The sequence below is a fragment of the Moorena sp. SIO3I8 genome (genome assembly GCF_010692325.1).
Lineage (GTDB): Bacteria > Cyanobacteriota > Cyanobacteriia > Cyanobacteriales > Coleofasciculaceae > Moorena.
Genome location: NZ_JAAHHW010000005.1, coordinates 66,997 through 82,909, shown reverse-complemented (window position 1 = coordinate 82,909; position 15,913 = coordinate 66,997). Strand labels below are relative to the sequence as shown.

Genomic DNA, 15,913 nt, shown 5'->3' with positions numbered 1-15,913 from the left:
AACGAATCCGTGCAGGTATGCGTTACTGGGATTGGATTAGTATCTGCTTTAGGTCGCCTCAAACCCAGTTGGCAGCATTTGCTAAACGGTGAGTCTGCTATTAGCTGGTATCAACCCTTTGCCAATTTATCACCTCTACCGTTGGCTATGATTGGTAAGACACCAGCTTCTATTGAACAGCTGACCTACCAGGTTGTAGCAGATGCTGTTGAAGATGCTAACTTAACCATCCCTCTAAAGGATTGTGGTGTGGTGATTGGTTCCAGTCGTAGCTGTCAGGCAGCTTGGGAGCAACTAGCCCAGGAGCAGATGACTAGTCATGGGAAACTCGACACCGAACCAGAGTATCCCGGATTCGATAGCTTAAATGAAATCTTAACTCTAGAGCATTGGTTAGACACTCTACCCCATCAACCAGCTATTGCTGCTGCCCATTACATTGGTTCCTTTGGGCCAGTCCTAGCACCAATGGCAGCTTGTGCAACAGGAATTTGGGCGATCGCTCAAGGATTTGAATTGATTCAAACCGGTCAATGCCAACGAGTCATTGCTGGTGCTGTAGAAGCACCAATTACTCCCCTAACCCTAGCCGGATTTACTAAAATGGGGGCTCTAGCAAAAACTGGTGCTTACCCCTTTGACAAGCAACGTCAAGGCTTGGTGTTGGCAGAGGGAGGTTCTGTATTGGTATTGGAGTCAGAGGATTTGGCTGATCGTCGAGCAGCGCCTATCTATGGAAAATTACTGGGGTTTGGCTTGACCTCGGACGCTTATCATGTCAGTACACCTAACCCAGATCGACAGAGTGCGATCGCAGCTATCAAACAATGTCTAGACCGCAGCCACCTATTTCCTACAGATATTGATTATATCCATACCCACGGTACCGGAACCAAACTTAATGACCAGAATGAAGCGCAGCTGATTCAGCAGCTATTTCCCCAAGGGGTGGCAATCAGTTCTACCAAAGGAGCCACTGGTCACACTCTTGGTGCTTCTGGAGCCATTGGTACTGCTTTGTGTCTAATGGCTTTAAAACACCAAGTCCTACCCCCTTGTATTGGGTTGAGGGAACCGGAATGGGATTTGGATTTCGTAACTATAGCGCGTCAGTGCGAAGTCAGGCAGGCGCTATGTTTTAGCTTTGGTTTCGGGGGGCAAAATGCAGTAACCGCCATAGGAATATCCAGCAATTGCCGACATTGAACCACAATAATATCCTATAGGTGATATCGTTAAGGAAACATTAAGTTTAATTAAATATACAGAACCAATCCTCAGAGGATTTAGGTTCCACCGACTTCATGCCGCAATTAGGAGCAAGCCATAATAGTTATGAAGCCCAACCAATCCCTTTCCTCTGACCAATATTGTGATCAGTCCAAGGATGACTATCCCCAGCACTTGGACAAGCCAGAGGAAGCTTGCGGAGTCTTTGGTATCTATGCACCAGAGCAAGATGTCGCTAAGCTGACTTACTTTGGTCTATTTGCCCTACAGCACCGAGGTCAGGAATCATCAGGGATTGTTACCTTTGATGACAAGCAGCTGCATGTCTACAAGGATATGGGGCTAGTCTCCCAGGTCTTTAATGAAGAAATTTTGGCTCAGCTACCTGGTCAGATAGCAGTTGGTCATAACCGTTACTCTACCACTGGCTCTAGCCACATCGCTAATGCTCAACCAGCCGTGGTGGAAACTCCCTTAGGACCTTTGGCTTTGGCTCATAACGGTAACTTGGTCAACACTATGCAATTACGTAATGATTTACTAAAGCATAACTCGAACTTGATGACCACTACGGATTCAGAACTAATCGCCCTAGCGATCGCGACAGAGGTTAACCATGGCAAAGGGTGGTTGGAAGCAGCAGTGAGTGCCTTTCAATCTTGCCAAGGAGCGTTTAGTTTAGTGATTGGCACACCCGCTGGAATAATGGGTGTTCGTGACCCCAATGGCATTCGCCCTCTAGTGATTGGCACCTTAGGTGAGAATTCTGGGGGCTACGTCCTAGCATCAGAAACCTGTGGTTTAGACATTATCGGTGCTGAGTATCTGCGGGATGTGGAACCGGGAGAATTAGTGTGGATTAATGACGAAGGCATTGCTTCCTTCCACTGGAGTCAAAAGCCAGAGCGCAAAGTTTGCATCTTTGAGATGATTTACTTTGCTCGCCCTGATAGCGTCATGGATGATCAAACTGTGTTTAGCTATCGGTTACGCCTGGGGCGTCAGCTGGCAAGAGAGTCAACACCAGATGCGGACATGGTGATTGCTGTACCCGATTCCGGTATCCCGGCAGCTATCGGCTTTTCCCGAGAGTCTGGTATTCCTTACGGAGAGGGACTGATTAAAAATCGCTATGTGGGTCGTACCTTTATCCAACCCACTCAGACTATGCGAGAAACTGGCATCCGCATGAAACTGAATCCCCTCAAAGATGTCTTAGTTGGTAAACGATTGGTACTAGTAGATGACTCCATTGTTCGAGGAAACACCAGCAGCAAACTTATCAAAGCGTTGCGTGATGCAGGTGTAGCTGAGATACATATGCGAGTGTCCTCGCCCCCAGTCACTCATCCTTGCTTCTTTGGAATAGACACGGATAACCAACAGCAACTGATTGCCGCCACCAAGTCAGTGGCAGAAATAGCCAATTATATTGGTGTGGATTCCCTTAATTATCTTAGTTGGGAGGGAATGATGCTAGCCACAGCGCAAGACTCCAACAGTTTTTGTTCTGCTTGTTTCACAGGTCATTACCCTGTTCCCCTTTCAGAAGAACTCAAGCGTTCTAAATTGATGCTGGAAGAGGTACAGGTTTGAAGGTAATTTGAAGGTAAAAGGTAAAAGGTGGCACCACACTGATAAAACGCTGAAGAAATTATCCTAATCCCTTTGCCTTTTACCTGCCCCCCGATCTTCGGGGGGATAAGGGCAGCCGTGATGATACTGTTGGCGACTTAGTAAATTGATTGAGGTTGCCAATGCTGATCATCCCCTAAAGTTAAGAAATTATACACCACCTCTGCTCACGCCCACCATTGTTCAATGCATAGGTTATGATTATCACTGAGTGATTAAAAACGATTATGGGTGAAGCAAAACGCCGTAAAGCAGCACTGGGAGAAGACTACGGGAAAGAAGCCAACATATTTCCATGGCTCCCGATAACTAAAAGTCAGGGTGAGCAGTTTGTTAAATGGAGCACTAGGGGAGCTTGGGCTGGTATTGTCTTTATGATTGTCTTCTGGCTAACGGTTAGATTTATAGGACCTGGATTTGGTTGGTGGCAAGTAAATTAACATCTAAGGCTCGCTAATCAAACGTAACTATCGGTTGCACTTCAACCGGTAGTTAGGTTAGTTAAAGAATTTCCATAAACATATAGAAACTACTAATGTATATCCCTTGACTCATGAAAATTGTGACAAGGGAGCCAATTTGCCTTGACCGACAGGTTTATTTTGGGATAGAACAAGGCAAGAGATTAAGGAAAAGATTTACAAGAGTCTATTTTTTAGAAAAAATCCCCCAATTTTATCCTGATTTATCTTGAAAGATGAAGATTAAATTTTTAAGAAAGAATATAAGCTCTAAAATCTAGGAGTGGTGTTTGGAGAACAGACGTGTTTATACGACTTGCAGAGGAGCACCGTCAATTTGTCAGAGATTTAGTAATGAATCTCCAGGCGTTGGCAATTGTACTAGAAAACCAAGGCTATTTAGCGTCCTGCTACACCTGTGGTGGTCAGATGAATAGCGCATCGTTTATGGTTAGCTTGGGGGACAATCACCTGATTCGATTTTTGGTTTCAGATTACGGGATCACTTGGACTGAAATGCGCGATGACCGAGAACTGATGAAGTTGGAAGGTGCTGAAGCCATTGGTCAACTACAAGATCTCGCCAATCTGGTTAAATACCGAATTCGTCCTTCAGAATCTCACCCTGCCCTTAAGTTACCACTGCCGTGACCTGAGAACTGAGTACGGGAAAAAAGGAATCCAACCAGGATTGCTAAACACAGATAGATGGCACAGTTTTATCCATATAATTCTGTCTATCTGTGTTTTGATCAACATCAACAGGGAAAGGGAAAAATTGATGGCTGGCTAATTGATGGCTGGCTAATTGATGGCTGGCTAATTGAGTGTTGAAGGTTAACTGTTGACTGTCAACACTCAACTGGAAATACTTCATCGAAAGGAAAAGCCCATAGATTGCTTTAGCAACGGCTAAGACCGACGGCTAAGAGCAGCATTGTAGACCTCTCATTTTGTTGGACTGACTTCCACAAATCTACTACAGGCTGAGGATAGTCTACCCTATTCTTAGCCCATAGCGCTTTTGCTCATCCGATGATAATGTCCAGGGTTGATGGACTTTCTTGGCAGGGACAGAAGTAAGTTCTGGTAGCCAATGTTTTACGTATTGTCCCTGGGGATCATAATCTTTGGATTGTTTCTGAATATTAAAATAGCGAAAACCCCGAGCATCATTGCCTACCCCAGCTGTGTAGTTCCAGTTGCCCCAATTGCTACACACATCATAATCAATCAACAGCGACTCAAACCACTCCGCTCCCATCTGCCAGTTTATCCCCAGATTCTTGGTCAGGAAACTGGCAACATTTTGTCTACCCCGATTGGACATAAAGCCTGTGGCTGTTAATTCCCGCATATTGGCATCTACTAGGGGAAAACCAGTCATTCCCTCGGTCCACAGGTCAAATCTCTTCCAGTCCACCTTCCATGGTATGCTTACTCCTTGTAATCCAGATTGGCGAAACACTCGATTACCATGCTTGGCACAGATAAATCGGAAATAGTCGCGCCACAGTAACTCAAAGACTAACCAATAGGTGGAGTCGTTTTTAACCCGTTGTGTTTCGTACTCCTGAACCTGTTGATAGATATAACGAGGCGATAGACAACCCAAAGCTAGCCAGGGGGAGAATTTGGAGGAGTAATCTGCTCCCAACATGCCATTTCGGGTTTGTTTGTAACGCTTAAGACAGTCTTTTTGCCAGAAGTAGTGATCTAGTCTGGCTAGTCCAGCTGCTTCCCCACCTTTGAACTTTAACACTGCCCGTTGATCAGGGACTGGTGGCTCAAGTCCCAAGTCAGCTAACTTAGGCAGTTCACCAACATCTACTTTAGGTAAGGGTGGTAGAGTTTTGGGAGTGGGGAAGGTGGGATAAACTGTGGAAGATTTCTCCACCTGCTTGCGAAATTGGGTAAATACTTCGGGAATGTGGGGAATACCAAAGGGCAATTCATCGATGTGGAATAGGGTAGTGCCCCAAAACGACTTGACTTTTACGCCAATTTGAGCAAGCACCTTTTTGAGGGCCGATTCGACGGCTAACTCTTCTGAGGTGACTTCCCGGTGATAGTAAACTGCTGAGATTCCTAGTTCTTTTGCTAAAGATGGGATAATCTGTTCGGGTAAACCCCGGCGCACCACTAAATTACTAGCAAGATTACTAGCAACAGATTTCCTGAGATTGGCAGGGTTAAGCGATCGCAAAGAATTCCGCAAGTCCGCTACACTTTCGAGCAAAAACTGAGCGCGAAATGCACCGGTTTTTGGGAAACCAAAGGAGGTAGTACCAAATTGTCGCTCATCAAAGCAGTACAGGGGGATAATTTGAGCTTTTTCCTGGACAGCTTGATAGAATGGCTCATGGTCATGGATCCGTAAATCGTTGCGATACCAGATCAGGATAAGTTTTTGATTCACAGTGGCTGAGGTCGGTTCTATTTCATTTTGCCAAGATCCACGAAAGCGCGAAAATCCCATTAGGCCGTAGCCCTTATGTCATCTGATGGTTAGGGGTGCTTTTTGAAGTTGCAGATTTTTGTAGTCCCATTAGATGGCATGCTGCAACTGCTGTAGCTATTCGCTAGTAGTGCGTTTTTCCAGTTTACCAGCTTAATCCTTGCTCATCAATTGTTCTACTGTGTCTCGGCGTTCGCGTAGCGTGGCCTAAAGGCCATCGAAAAACAGAACATAAAACCAAAACTAGATTTTGACAATCCAGGATTCAGGAATGCTCCTAAGTCTGGCAATTTGGCGCTTAGTAATGATGGCAAACTTCCTAGGCGCTTTAATGCGGCGAAATAAAACAGTGATTAGAGCCAAGAATTTGGTTTTATTGATGATTTGGTTGAGATGAGTGCTGTGTCATAGCGATAGCTGGGACAATGTCATCTAGTGTGATGTCGAACATGAGGGTGAAGCGAGCATCTGGTATTAAGCAGCGCAGTGCTTGCAGATGGGCTTCTGCTTGATTGCGGCGGCGAAAGCGAGCAACAACGATTCGCTGGCATTTAGGCAGATGGCGGATGATGCGCCAAGGAAATAGTTCGTCTTTATAGCTCATTGATGCACTCCTATTAATTGCTTGTTGTATTCTAGGTAAAGTTTTGTAGTCCCATTTTCATCGAACCGAGTGATGGGCTACTTACAGACTTAAATCCACAGACTTAATTCCAATACATGGTGTAATTATGTTAATTAAGTTATCAAGTGTCTATGCTTAAAATAAGCTTCTGATATAACTTGGGTGTGTAGGCGATGAGCCCAAGGAATGAGAAGCACACAGACAACACAAGGAGAATATAAAATCCGAGTCAACAAACATGCTAACGCCAAGCAGCATTAAGAAACTAGACAAATTGGCCAAGAGGTTGAAGAGCAGTCGCAGCGAGTTGGTAGAGCAGTTTGCTAGAAGTCAAGATGATCCTAGTCTGGTTGCCCAGACACAAATGCTGGAGGTGCGCGCCCGTTCGCGCCCCGCGTCGGCTTTGCCGAAAGACGCGAGCCTAGGGCGCGAGGTATTGCTCGCGCCCTAGGCTCGCACCAAAGCGCGAATTTAATAATTAGATGCGGAAAGCGCACCTAGGGTATTTTTGACCGAAAAATCTAAGGGCGCAAGCCCCTGGATTCTATCCCGGAGACGAAACCTTAGGAGAGTGGAGCCTTTATGGTTGGCAGGCTATGCATAAAAAGGTTAAAACTTATTGATTAAGGCTCCACTCTCCTTACGGTAACTTCAAACCATGGGGTTAGCCCGCAGGGAATTTATTCCCTAACCACCCAGGAACTTTTGTGCTAGAATATCGACTATAATAGAAAGCAAGATATCAATACCAAGGAGGTGATTTTAAGTGTTGGTTATGGAGTTCAAGGCTGTTATCAAAGAGCCTCAAAAGTTAGCAATAAATGAAGCTATTAGAACGGCTCGTTTTGTCCGCAACAAGGTACTTCGGTACTGGATGGACAATCGTGGGACCCGAAAGAAAGAACTCTATCGCTATAACACTCAATTAAGAGATGAATTCAAGTTTGTTAAAGACCTCAATAGTCATGCTTGTCAAGCCTCTGTTGAGAACGTAGAACGTGCTATCAAACGTTTCTTTGATAACTGCAAGAATCAAGTCCCTGGGAAGAAGGGTTATCCTCGCTTTAAGAAACATTCTAGGTCAGTCGAGTATAAGCAATCTGGATGGAAGTTATCCCCAGATAAGAAGTTCATAAAATTTACCGACAAGAAAGGCATTGGGCAAGTCAAGCTCAAAGGTACCTGGGACTTGTGGTGTTTCGACCAGAAGCTAATTAAGCGAGTTCGGATTGTTCAAAGAGCCGATGGGTACTATGTCCAGTTTTGTGTCAAAGTAGACAATTATGAGCAATTAGAAGCTACTGGTTTTACTGTTGGCCTAGACGTCGGACTAAAAGAATTTTATACAGACTCTGATGGACATTCCGAGCCTAATCCTAGATTTTACCGAAAAGGTGAGAAACGTTTAAGGTTTTATCAGCGTCGGGTTTCTCGAAAAAAGAAAGGCTCTGCTAACCGAAAGAAAGCCATTAATAGACTAGGCAGGACACACCTCAAAATAAGTAGGCAACGTGAAGAACATGCCAAGAGACTGGTTAGAAGTTACCGCAAGAAGAGTGCAGCCTTTATAGTTGGTAGGCTATGCATCAAAGGTGACAGGTTTTGTTGTAAGGCTGCACTCTTCTAAGGTTTCGTCTCCGGCAAGTTGCGTAATCCGGTCTAACGACCTGGTCGCCTATGAAGATCTGAGGGTTAAGAACCTGGTTAAAAACCACTGTCTTGCCAAGTCTATCAATGATGCAGGTTGGTATCAGTTCCGGGGTGCGATTCGTTAGCTATAAACCTTATCCAATAAGGATTTGGAGGATTAGCTGCTTGGTTAAATGAACCATGACAACTTGATAACCATGGTGGTGAAATTCCACCCCTCGTGAAATCCGAGTGACAGGGGTAAAGCTACCGGTTGGAGTAAACTCAATTTGTTTTTCAACAAAATAAGTACCCAGCAACAGTGCTATGACACCACTGAACGCTTCATGCTCTTGGGAAACTGCCAATATTTCTACCTCACCCCTGTAGTAGAACAGTCGAATTCCTGGGGAGTTGACGAACCCCGCTTGAATTGATTTGAAGTTATGCCAACTTACCCCGGAGTGGACTAGCCGTTGGTCTTTTTGTTTATCTACGACATAGGTCATGGCGATTATTCCTTATCAATGAATTTGCGATCGCAAATTCATGACTACCATCTTTGTAACCATTCAGCTGACAGCTGAGGGCTGACAGCTGACGTATCTTTCCTTACCAGATTAGCAAGATTGTATCCTCTTCAACTATTGAACATTTGTAACCTTACCGAGACGAGTAAAGCGAATTTCAATCCTGCGCCTAGTTTGATCATCCTTTAAACTAATCGGAGCAATTTGTCCATTAGGTAAAATTAACTGAGCTGCAGAATAAGCCCGAAATTGCAGCCCCTTGAGCCGCCCTTCCTTAGCTTGAATCTCACGGAGTAATTGCACAACTGCCAAAGCTCGCATCAGTCCTAAATCAGCATTAGATCCTGGTCTAAGTTGACTGATAGAGGAATTTTTATTAACCACATTCCCAATAGTTTGGTCGATATTGCTACCACCGAGATTAGGTTGACCATCGGTGTGACCAATTAGTTCTACTACATTGATTTCATAGTCCTTGGCATTGCTTTCAATAGCAGGGACAATTTGCTGCCGAATATAATCCTTCATCGCTGAGGGAATTTCCGCACTGCCGGAATCAAATCGGTAATTCCCCTGATCTTTGATTACAATAATCGGAGGTGTATCTGGTGGTTTTGGTGCTGCAGCAATCTGTACCTGCAAAGACCTAACCTGTTGTTCTAGTGCCTTTTGGCGGTCAGTTGAGCGCTTTGCCCTAGCTCTCCAAACCGCCACCCCACGCTCAAGTTGATCAACCCGAGCTGCCTTAGCTCGTAATTCCGCATTCTCCCTTGCCAATTGCACCACTTCATCTTCACTTCTGGTGAGATCATCAATGGTTGATTCCAAGGAACTTTGTGCCAGCACAGACTTCAGGATAGAGAGCAACAAAAATAAGATCAGGATCATGAAGGCATTAGACATTAAGTCTGTAAAAGCTGGCCAGAGATTTATCTCTTCATTCCAATCATTATTTCGTGAACGACGCATTTTATCAATTCTCTGTCAATCTTATAATTAGTATTAGTCATTTGCTGTAAGCATTCAGCATTCAGCATTCAGCTTATGGGCTACGGGCATATGCTTATATGGGCAAATTCCCAGACTTTCAATTCTGATTATTCTCGAACTATTAAATTCTCCCTAAAGAGGTTTATTTTAAGCTGAACGCGCACGCGTGAGCTTTTAGCTGACGGCTGACAGCTGACGGCTGACAGCTGACGGCTGACAGCTAACGATTTGCCAGGTTTATCGTTCACTGCTCAAACGCCTGACTAGCTCTCCTACAGTCATATCTTGGGTTATGCGAGTTGAACCATCGATTTGATTGGACTCATTCAGTTTTTGGCTAATCTTAGCAATTTCCTGATTAGTGTTATTAAGATGATTGACAACTTTTTCAAGATTGTGTCGCATAATTTCATAATTATGCTGGTCAGTATTAGCTTGCTGAGTAAGACTTTGATCAAGGCGATCGCCTAAAGCCTGAATTCCCAGACTTACTCCTTCGGTATAGCTTTTAACATTTGACACTAACTTAGCCAATTCAGCCTGAACGTCACTCAAGCTATCAGTTCGAGAAACAATCCGTTGCTCTAATTGATCAAGCCGAGCGATCGCTGACTGAAATCCCTGTGCTCCTTGCTGAAGTTGGGGGATAATCTTCCCTAGGGCTTGTTGACTGTGATGATGCTGTTTTACTACATCTATAGAAGATTGTCTGAGGGCACTGATTTCTTCTGCCAATTTTACCAACTTAACCCCATGACGTTGAAGTTCAGCCATTGCTACTCCCATCCCTTGCACTGATTGCGATAGCATACTAGCTGACTCAGAGAAACTGCTTTGGGTTCTAGTTAAATCTACTGTAGCCTTAGATAATTTTTGAGGAAACTGGCTATGCTCAAAGGTTTGAGCAACTTGGGTAAATTGAGCAGCAGCTAGCTGAAATTCCTCAGCACTTCTGGCGATAGTACTAGCAGCTTGGAAGAATCTATTGTAAGAATTTTCGGCTAGTTTAAGCACTTGAGTGTTAGCATCAGCAATTTCTTGCACTTTTTCTCGTAGTGATGATTCCACTGCTTCTCGAACAGTCTGACCAAATCTCGCCAAAAAGCTTTCAAAGATATTGGACATCCCCTGAACCAATACATCCAGGCGTGTTTGCCCTGCTAAACTCGGCTGATAAATATTATCCAAGTAATCTTCTAAGTAACTAATTAGATTGTTTTTCGCTAGCCCTGTATTGAAGGCGACGTTAACTACGGTTAAGACAGCACTAAAAAAGATAGCGGTTAAGCTAGTGGTAAAAGCAATTCCCATCCCTTCTAGGGGTTGCTGTAATTGGTTAACTAAAGTATTGATATCGGTAGCATCAGATTGACTGATTGTTTGACTCAGTGCTAACAAATTGATGGTGATGCCGATAAAGGTACCTAGTAAGCCAAAGGATAACAGTAAGCTAGGCATAATCCGACCAATGTAATCAATTTGGTCACAAGATATGCCAACAACTTTCTCGTGGCTGTAGGCTTGGTCAATTAATGCGCCTGTATTGACCTGCTCTAAATGTCGGCTAGCATCTGAGAACCGTCTTTCTAGCTCCTCTACAATTCTGGGTTTTTTCCCACGAGGCTGTCCATGGATTAGTCTTCTTACTCGCTTCCCTAGGGATAAAAGATGGGTATGGAGAGCAAAACGTAGTAAAATTACGAATACTGATGGGATTACCACCAGTACTATAGTCAGGGCAATTAAGTAATCCGGTATTGGTAGCATAGCAGCAGCTGGGGAACTCTACAGGTGAGATGGTAGGTAGCGCAGCATCCTCAGGATGCTAACCCCTTTCTTTATAACCTAAGGATACCCATACTTATCTCAAAGCATTGATGTGTCACTACGAAATAATACGACGTTCTTGAGTGTTAACACTGAACACTCAAGGGTGCATCTCCTAACAGTTGTTTGAACCAGCAGTGGTGCGTTACGGGCAGCAACCTAACCAAGGGCTAGAGGCCAAATATCAAGGCTCCCCTAACACACCCTACGCAACTCAACACTCAACACTCAACGCAATTGTTCTATCTGCTCTTTTAACTGCTCAGTTTTATCCAATAAATCAGCTTGGGTCATAGTTTCTTGTTCCCCAGAGGCCAGCCATTTCAAATTCACGGTGTTGCTCTGAGCTTCAGCATCTCCGATCACTAAACAACCCACCGCACCACTGCGGTCAGCTCGCTTAAACTGTTTACCAAAAGCACTTCCACTCAAGTCCAGTTCTACAGCTAACCCAGCTTTGCGCAGTTGCTGAGCCAGTTTCAATCCTTGAGCTTGAGCTACTTCACCTCTGGATACTAGATAAAAATCTAGCGCTAGGGCTGGTGAAGCTTGCAGTTGTTGCAGCAAAATCACTAAACGCTCCAAACCAATCGCCCAACCAACGGCTGGAGTTTTATTTCCCCCCAATTCATCGACTAATCCGTCATAGCGACCACCACCACAAACCGTTGCTTGAGCGCCTAAGTCATCAGAGATAATTTCAAATGCAGTGTGGGTGTAGTAATCCAACCCCCGCACCAAGCGAGGATTAAGCTGGTAACTAATCCCATTATCCTTCAACAACTGCTTTACCTGATCAAAATGACTTTGGGACTCTGAACTTAGATAGTCTAATATACTCGGAGCATCCTGAGCAATCTCTTGAGTGCGTTTGTCTTTACTATCTAAAATCCTGAGGGGATTGCGAGTTAAACGGTCTTGAGAATCTTCGTCCAACTCATCTTTGTAAGGAGTAAGGTAATCTACCAGCGCCTGTCGGTACTTTTGACGGTCTTCGGTACTACCGACAGAATTAAGGTCAAGTTTCAGGTTAACTAGACCCAAGGTATTTAGGATATCTTTTGCGATCGCAATTACTTCTGCATCTGCCCTGGCATCACGAGAACCAATCACCTCTACCCCCAATTGATGAAACTGTCGCTGTCGTCCAGCTTGGGGATTTTCATAGCGAAACATCGGACCAGTATACCAGAGGCGTTGTACTCCACCAGCAGCATAGAGGCTATTTTGAATATAAGCTCGCACTATTCCCGCTGTCCCTTCTGGACGTAGTGTCACGGAACGAGGAGGGGTTGCCCGGTCGTTGAAGGTATACATTTCCTTCCCTACCACATCAGTAGCTTCCCCAATCCCCCGTTCAAACAGTTCAGTGCGCTCAAAAATGGGAGCACGAATTTCTCGATAAGCCGCTCTATTGAGAATCTGTTGTGCGATCGCTTCTACTTGCTGCCAATATCCAACTTCGTCTGGCAGGATATCCCGTGTTCCTCGTAAAGCCTGGATTAAACCCATTAACGTTTTGCTTCCCCATCATTTGAGCTAGTGTCCACCATCGGAAGTGTCTTCTTCCCAGGCACCATAGCGATTTTGATAATAGGACAAAATTTGCTTGACCCGTTCTCTTTCTACTTTATCAGCAGTCTCGCCATACTCAATCCACAATCCACCAACCTGACTCTGATTGTAATCAAACTGCTGGGATGTTTGGGGTAGTAAATCAGCGTCTACCCCTGTCACTTGCCGTAAATGGGCAGCTACCTCTCGATAAACTGCCAAGGGTAAACCAGCACAACTAATTTGATAACGCAATAGTTTACACTGCTCCATGATCCTAGGGTACCTTGTATTAGGGATTAAGTAGCAGAACCATTAACCCAATTCCTAACACCTTTAGCTATCAGCGTGTCGCGTATCAGCTATCAGCCAAAGGTCTGTGGCAACGCTACGGCAACAGTTTATGCCCATAGCGTACGCTACTAATACTTTTTCATAAAATCAGCACAATTAGTAGCGTCAGCCAAGGCCAAAGGCTTTTGGGCCACGGTACGGGAATGGCTGATGGCTGACGGCTGATAGCTGAATGCTTACCTAACACCTAACAGTTAACACTGTACCCTGAGGTTACCTCAAGAAGCTGATCCTGAGTTTTCGCCAACTCGTCTAGACACTTCAACACCATTTTCTTCCAGAATCACCACTGGATCTAAGCCTCTATACATTTCAATTCGCTTTACTAGCACTTGTCCGCCTAATATAAACTGTCCAACTTGAACGCTACGACTAGGCTCATTAGGGACATCTAGGATAGCGTAATAGACACCCCTACCATTATCAACTACCCCTGTGACACTAACATTATTGGCCAGTTCTGGTTCTGGTAGGATTGGCAGTTGCAGATCAAATTCAGGAGGGATAGGGGGGATACCATCCTCGGCAACAGAGCTATTGTCTGGTTTTGAAGCAGGTTTAGCAATGCTAGTCTCTGTAGGCCGAGTGTTCTGGGGCCTTGGCAAAACATTTCCTCTTGATGAGCCAGGAGACTTTCTAGGGATTGATGAGCTTGGAGGCTTACGGTCGGGCCTGGTAGCTCTTGAGGGGCTGGGACGGCTAGCTCTTGAGGGGCTGGGACGGCTAGCTCTTGAGGGGCTGGGGGGTACCGCTACACTACCTCCGGTTCCAGGACGCGATCGCAAAGCCGGTCTTCCTGGTGGAGGAGTCAGAGGTTGTACCCTCGTAGGGGAGCTACTTGGTCTGCCAGGATTCGGCACAATCTCCACCTCTGGTTGCACTGAAATTGCCGCAAACGGGTCAAGACGTCCCTTATCAATCCGATTTCTTACTTCATTGCTTGGCAAGGTGGTGATCAATGGTGGTATTGGTATTACCTTTTCCTGCTCCGGTGTTTCCGGAGATTTAGGAGCAAATTCAGCTACAGGAGGAGAAGGTTTGGTGCTATCCGGGGAAGCCACCGGCGTCGGTTTAGGGGTAGTCGGCTCCCCCTGTTCAGTGTTTCTACCCGGTTGACAGCCTCCTATCAGCAGAGCCAGCACACTCACCCATACGATGCATGATACTTTACCCATGACCACCTAAAAATAACGCTTTATCCGAGCATACCCTTGAAGTTATCGATCTGTGGCACCAACTTCTTTAAAGATCGGATTTTTTTGGCAAACTTCCAAAACTGGAGACTCTAAGCAAAAGGCTTTGGGCATGCTATGGGCAATAACACCCAATCCAAGAAGCCCAAAGCGCGTTTCAGCGATGACTTAGCTATCAAGTCCAGTTACTTTGCCAGCTGTATATAATTGTCTATAATTTTAGATTATTATGCTTCACCAAATAATAGTGTTAAAATTAATCTTGTGTCGGTTTCATTAACTTTTGCAACGCTTCCAAGCCTTTTTTAACGCGGCGGGATACCGTTACTACACTGATGTCTAAGCGTTGTGCTACCTCTTTTTGGGTCAAGTCATGTAAAAAAACAAATTCCAGCACTTCACGAGTGCGCTTTTCCAAATGAGCTAGGGCTTGTTGAATGCGGATTTGGTCTTCCTGTGCCAGCTGAAAACTGCGATAGCGAGGATCTGGCACTAACTCACCCAAGCTGGTGTTTCTGTCCTCTGAATCTCCCACTGGTGTATCTAAGCTCAGAGGTTCCCGATTTTGATGAGCTAGGGTAATTTCTTGCCATTCTTCTAGGGAGATGTTTAATGCTGCTGCTATTTCTTCTTCTGTCGGTTGCCGATTTAACCTTGCTCGTAAATTTCGAGTAATTTCCACAGACTTTTGCCGTAGTGCTAGCCAGCGTCGAGGAATGCGAATTGAATAACCCCGATCTCGTAAATAGTGCTGAATTTCACCACGAATGTAGGGGATAGCGAAGGAACTAAATGCTATTCCCTTGGTGGAATCAAATCGTTCTATGGCACCAATTAAGCCAATACAGCCAACCTGAAGTAAGTCTTCGTAGCTTTCATGACACTGATTGACCCAATGATGAGCTTCTCTCCTCACTAGTCCTAAATTGAGAGCAACTAGCTGATTGCGAAGTTCAGAGGTCTTAGATTGCTGGTACTTTTGTAATAATGTTAAGCTTTGATACTTAATATTATGATTAAGGTTAGTCGCCATAACAAAGTTTAATGTGGTAGATTACAAGTAGATCACAAGTAGATCACAATCGGCTATCAGACCCCTAACTCATCCCAATTCTCCTGGATGGAACAAATTTTTTATCCTGGTAATGGTTCAGGTCGAATTGGTAATGGTTGTGGGATTACCGGTTGAAAATTTCCCGGATCCAATCCCCGGAATATATTATCTTGCATCCCTTTTAGAGAAAGGGGCTCAGTTTTATTGGCGTGAGTTTATGCTGCAGTTTGGTTTGATAACATAGGTAATTTAGTTAATCTAGTTTATTAATATCCAACCACTGGCCTGATCATAATGTTATTGCTTTAATTGTAGATTTCCCATTAAGTTTGTTAAAATAGTAATTTACCCATAATCCCGAATTACAAAGGAT

General features: G+C 44.6%; 16 protein-coding genes and 1 pseudogene. 7 read left to right on the top strand and 10 right to left on the bottom strand.

Annotation, left to right across the window (positions count from 1 at the left end; translation table 11 throughout):
- The first annotated feature begins 9 nt into the window (after positions 1-9).
- The 5 genes from F6K51_RS03600 to F6K51_RS03580 all read left to right on the top strand — a co-directional run bounded on the left by F6K51_RS03600 (position 10) and on the right by F6K51_RS03580 (position 4,160).
- Positions 10-1,206, top strand: coding sequence for a beta-ketoacyl-ACP synthase (locus F6K51_RS03600; protein WP_293018120.1), 1,197 nt, complete (start codon positions 10-12; stop codon positions 1,204-1,206).
- A 129-nt stretch (positions 1,207-1,335) separates the two neighbouring features.
- On the top strand, positions 1,336-2,826 hold the full coding sequence (gene purF / locus F6K51_RS03595; protein ID WP_293018119.1) for an amidophosphoribosyltransferase: 1,491 nt from the start codon (positions 1,336-1,338) through the stop codon (positions 2,824-2,826).
- Between the two features lie 266 nt (positions 2,827-3,092).
- Positions 3,093-3,305, top strand: coding sequence for a DUF2839 domain-containing protein (locus tag F6K51_RS03590; RefSeq protein WP_293018117.1), 213 nt, complete (start codon positions 3,093-3,095; stop codon positions 3,303-3,305).
- Positions 3,306-3,629: 324 nt separating this feature from the next.
- A complete protein-coding gene (locus F6K51_RS03585) occupies positions 3,630-3,977 on the top strand; it encodes a DUF1815 family protein (RefSeq protein WP_293018116.1) in 348 nt (115 codons plus the stop codon).
- Between the two features lie 57 nt (positions 3,978-4,034).
- On the top strand, positions 4,035-4,160 hold the full coding sequence (locus tag F6K51_RS03580) for a hypothetical protein (RefSeq protein WP_293018115.1): 126 nt from the start codon (positions 4,035-4,037) through the stop codon (positions 4,158-4,160).
- 78 nt (positions 4,161-4,238) lie between these two features.
- Here F6K51_RS03580 and F6K51_RS03575 read toward each other — a convergent pair.
- The 3 genes and pseudogenes from F6K51_RS03575 to F6K51_RS03565 form a co-directional block, all read right to left on the bottom strand.
- Positions 4,239-5,805, bottom strand: a pseudogene (locus F6K51_RS03575) (DASH family cryptochrome).
- A 155-nt stretch (positions 5,806-5,960) separates the two neighbouring features.
- Positions 5,961-6,098 (bottom strand): hypothetical protein, encoded by a 138-nt coding sequence (locus F6K51_RS03570; protein WP_293018113.1) that lies wholly within the window; start codon positions 6,096-6,098, stop codon positions 5,961-5,963.
- A gap of 59 nt (positions 6,099-6,157) precedes the next feature.
- On the bottom strand, positions 6,158-6,388 hold the full coding sequence (locus tag F6K51_RS03565; RefSeq protein WP_075897375.1) for a hypothetical protein: 231 nt from the start codon (positions 6,386-6,388) through the stop codon (positions 6,158-6,160).
- A gap of 259 nt (positions 6,389-6,647) precedes the next feature.
- Here F6K51_RS03565 and F6K51_RS38290 point away from each other — a divergent pair, with 259 nt between their 5' ends.
- Complete coding sequence (locus F6K51_RS38290; RefSeq protein WP_365939900.1) at positions 6,648-6,860, top strand: ribbon-helix-helix protein, CopG family; 213 nt, start codon at positions 6,648-6,650, stop codon at positions 6,858-6,860.
- Between the two features lie 315 nt (positions 6,861-7,175).
- Positions 7,176-8,036 (top strand): transposase, encoded by an 861-nt coding sequence (locus tag F6K51_RS03560; RefSeq protein WP_293018110.1) that lies wholly within the window; start codon positions 7,176-7,178, stop codon positions 8,034-8,036.
- 157 nt (positions 8,037-8,193) lie between these two features.
- On the opposite strand, the gene F6K51_RS03555 is transcribed toward F6K51_RS03560, so the two are convergent.
- The 7 genes from F6K51_RS03555 to F6K51_RS03525 all read right to left on the bottom strand — a co-directional run bounded on the left by F6K51_RS03555 (position 8,194) and on the right by F6K51_RS03525 (position 15,519).
- A complete protein-coding gene (locus F6K51_RS03555) occupies positions 8,194-8,547 on the bottom strand; it encodes a hypothetical protein (RefSeq protein ID WP_293018109.1) in 354 nt (117 codons plus the stop codon).
- Positions 8,548-8,682: 135 nt separating this feature from the next.
- Positions 8,683-9,537, bottom strand: coding sequence for a hypothetical protein (locus F6K51_RS03550; RefSeq protein ID WP_293018108.1), 855 nt, complete (start codon positions 9,535-9,537; stop codon positions 8,683-8,685).
- A 258-nt stretch (positions 9,538-9,795) separates the two neighbouring features.
- On the bottom strand, positions 9,796-11,325 hold the full coding sequence (locus tag F6K51_RS03545) for a hypothetical protein (protein ID WP_293018107.1): 1,530 nt from the start codon (positions 11,323-11,325) through the stop codon (positions 9,796-9,798).
- 288 nt (positions 11,326-11,613) lie between these two features.
- On the bottom strand, positions 11,614-12,897 hold the full coding sequence (gene hisS, locus F6K51_RS03540) for a histidine--tRNA ligase (RefSeq protein ID WP_293018106.1): 1,284 nt from the start codon (positions 12,895-12,897) through the stop codon (positions 11,614-11,616).
- A gap of 27 nt (positions 12,898-12,924) precedes the next feature.
- On the bottom strand, positions 12,925-13,212 hold the full coding sequence (locus F6K51_RS03535) for a hypothetical protein (protein ID WP_293018104.1): 288 nt from the start codon (positions 13,210-13,212) through the stop codon (positions 12,925-12,927).
- A 299-nt stretch (positions 13,213-13,511) separates the two neighbouring features.
- The gene (locus F6K51_RS03530) at positions 13,512-14,468 is read right to left on the bottom strand and encodes a hypothetical protein (RefSeq protein WP_293018103.1); all 957 of its coding nucleotides are present in this window, start codon (positions 14,466-14,468) and stop codon (positions 13,512-13,514) included.
- 274 nt (positions 14,469-14,742) lie between these two features.
- Positions 14,743-15,519 carry an RNA polymerase sigma factor SigF gene (locus tag F6K51_RS03525; protein WP_293018102.1) on the bottom strand — a complete coding sequence of 259 codons (777 nt, stop codon included), beginning with the start codon at positions 15,517-15,519 and terminating at the stop codon, positions 14,743-14,745.
- Positions 15,520-15,913 lie beyond the last annotated feature (394 nt).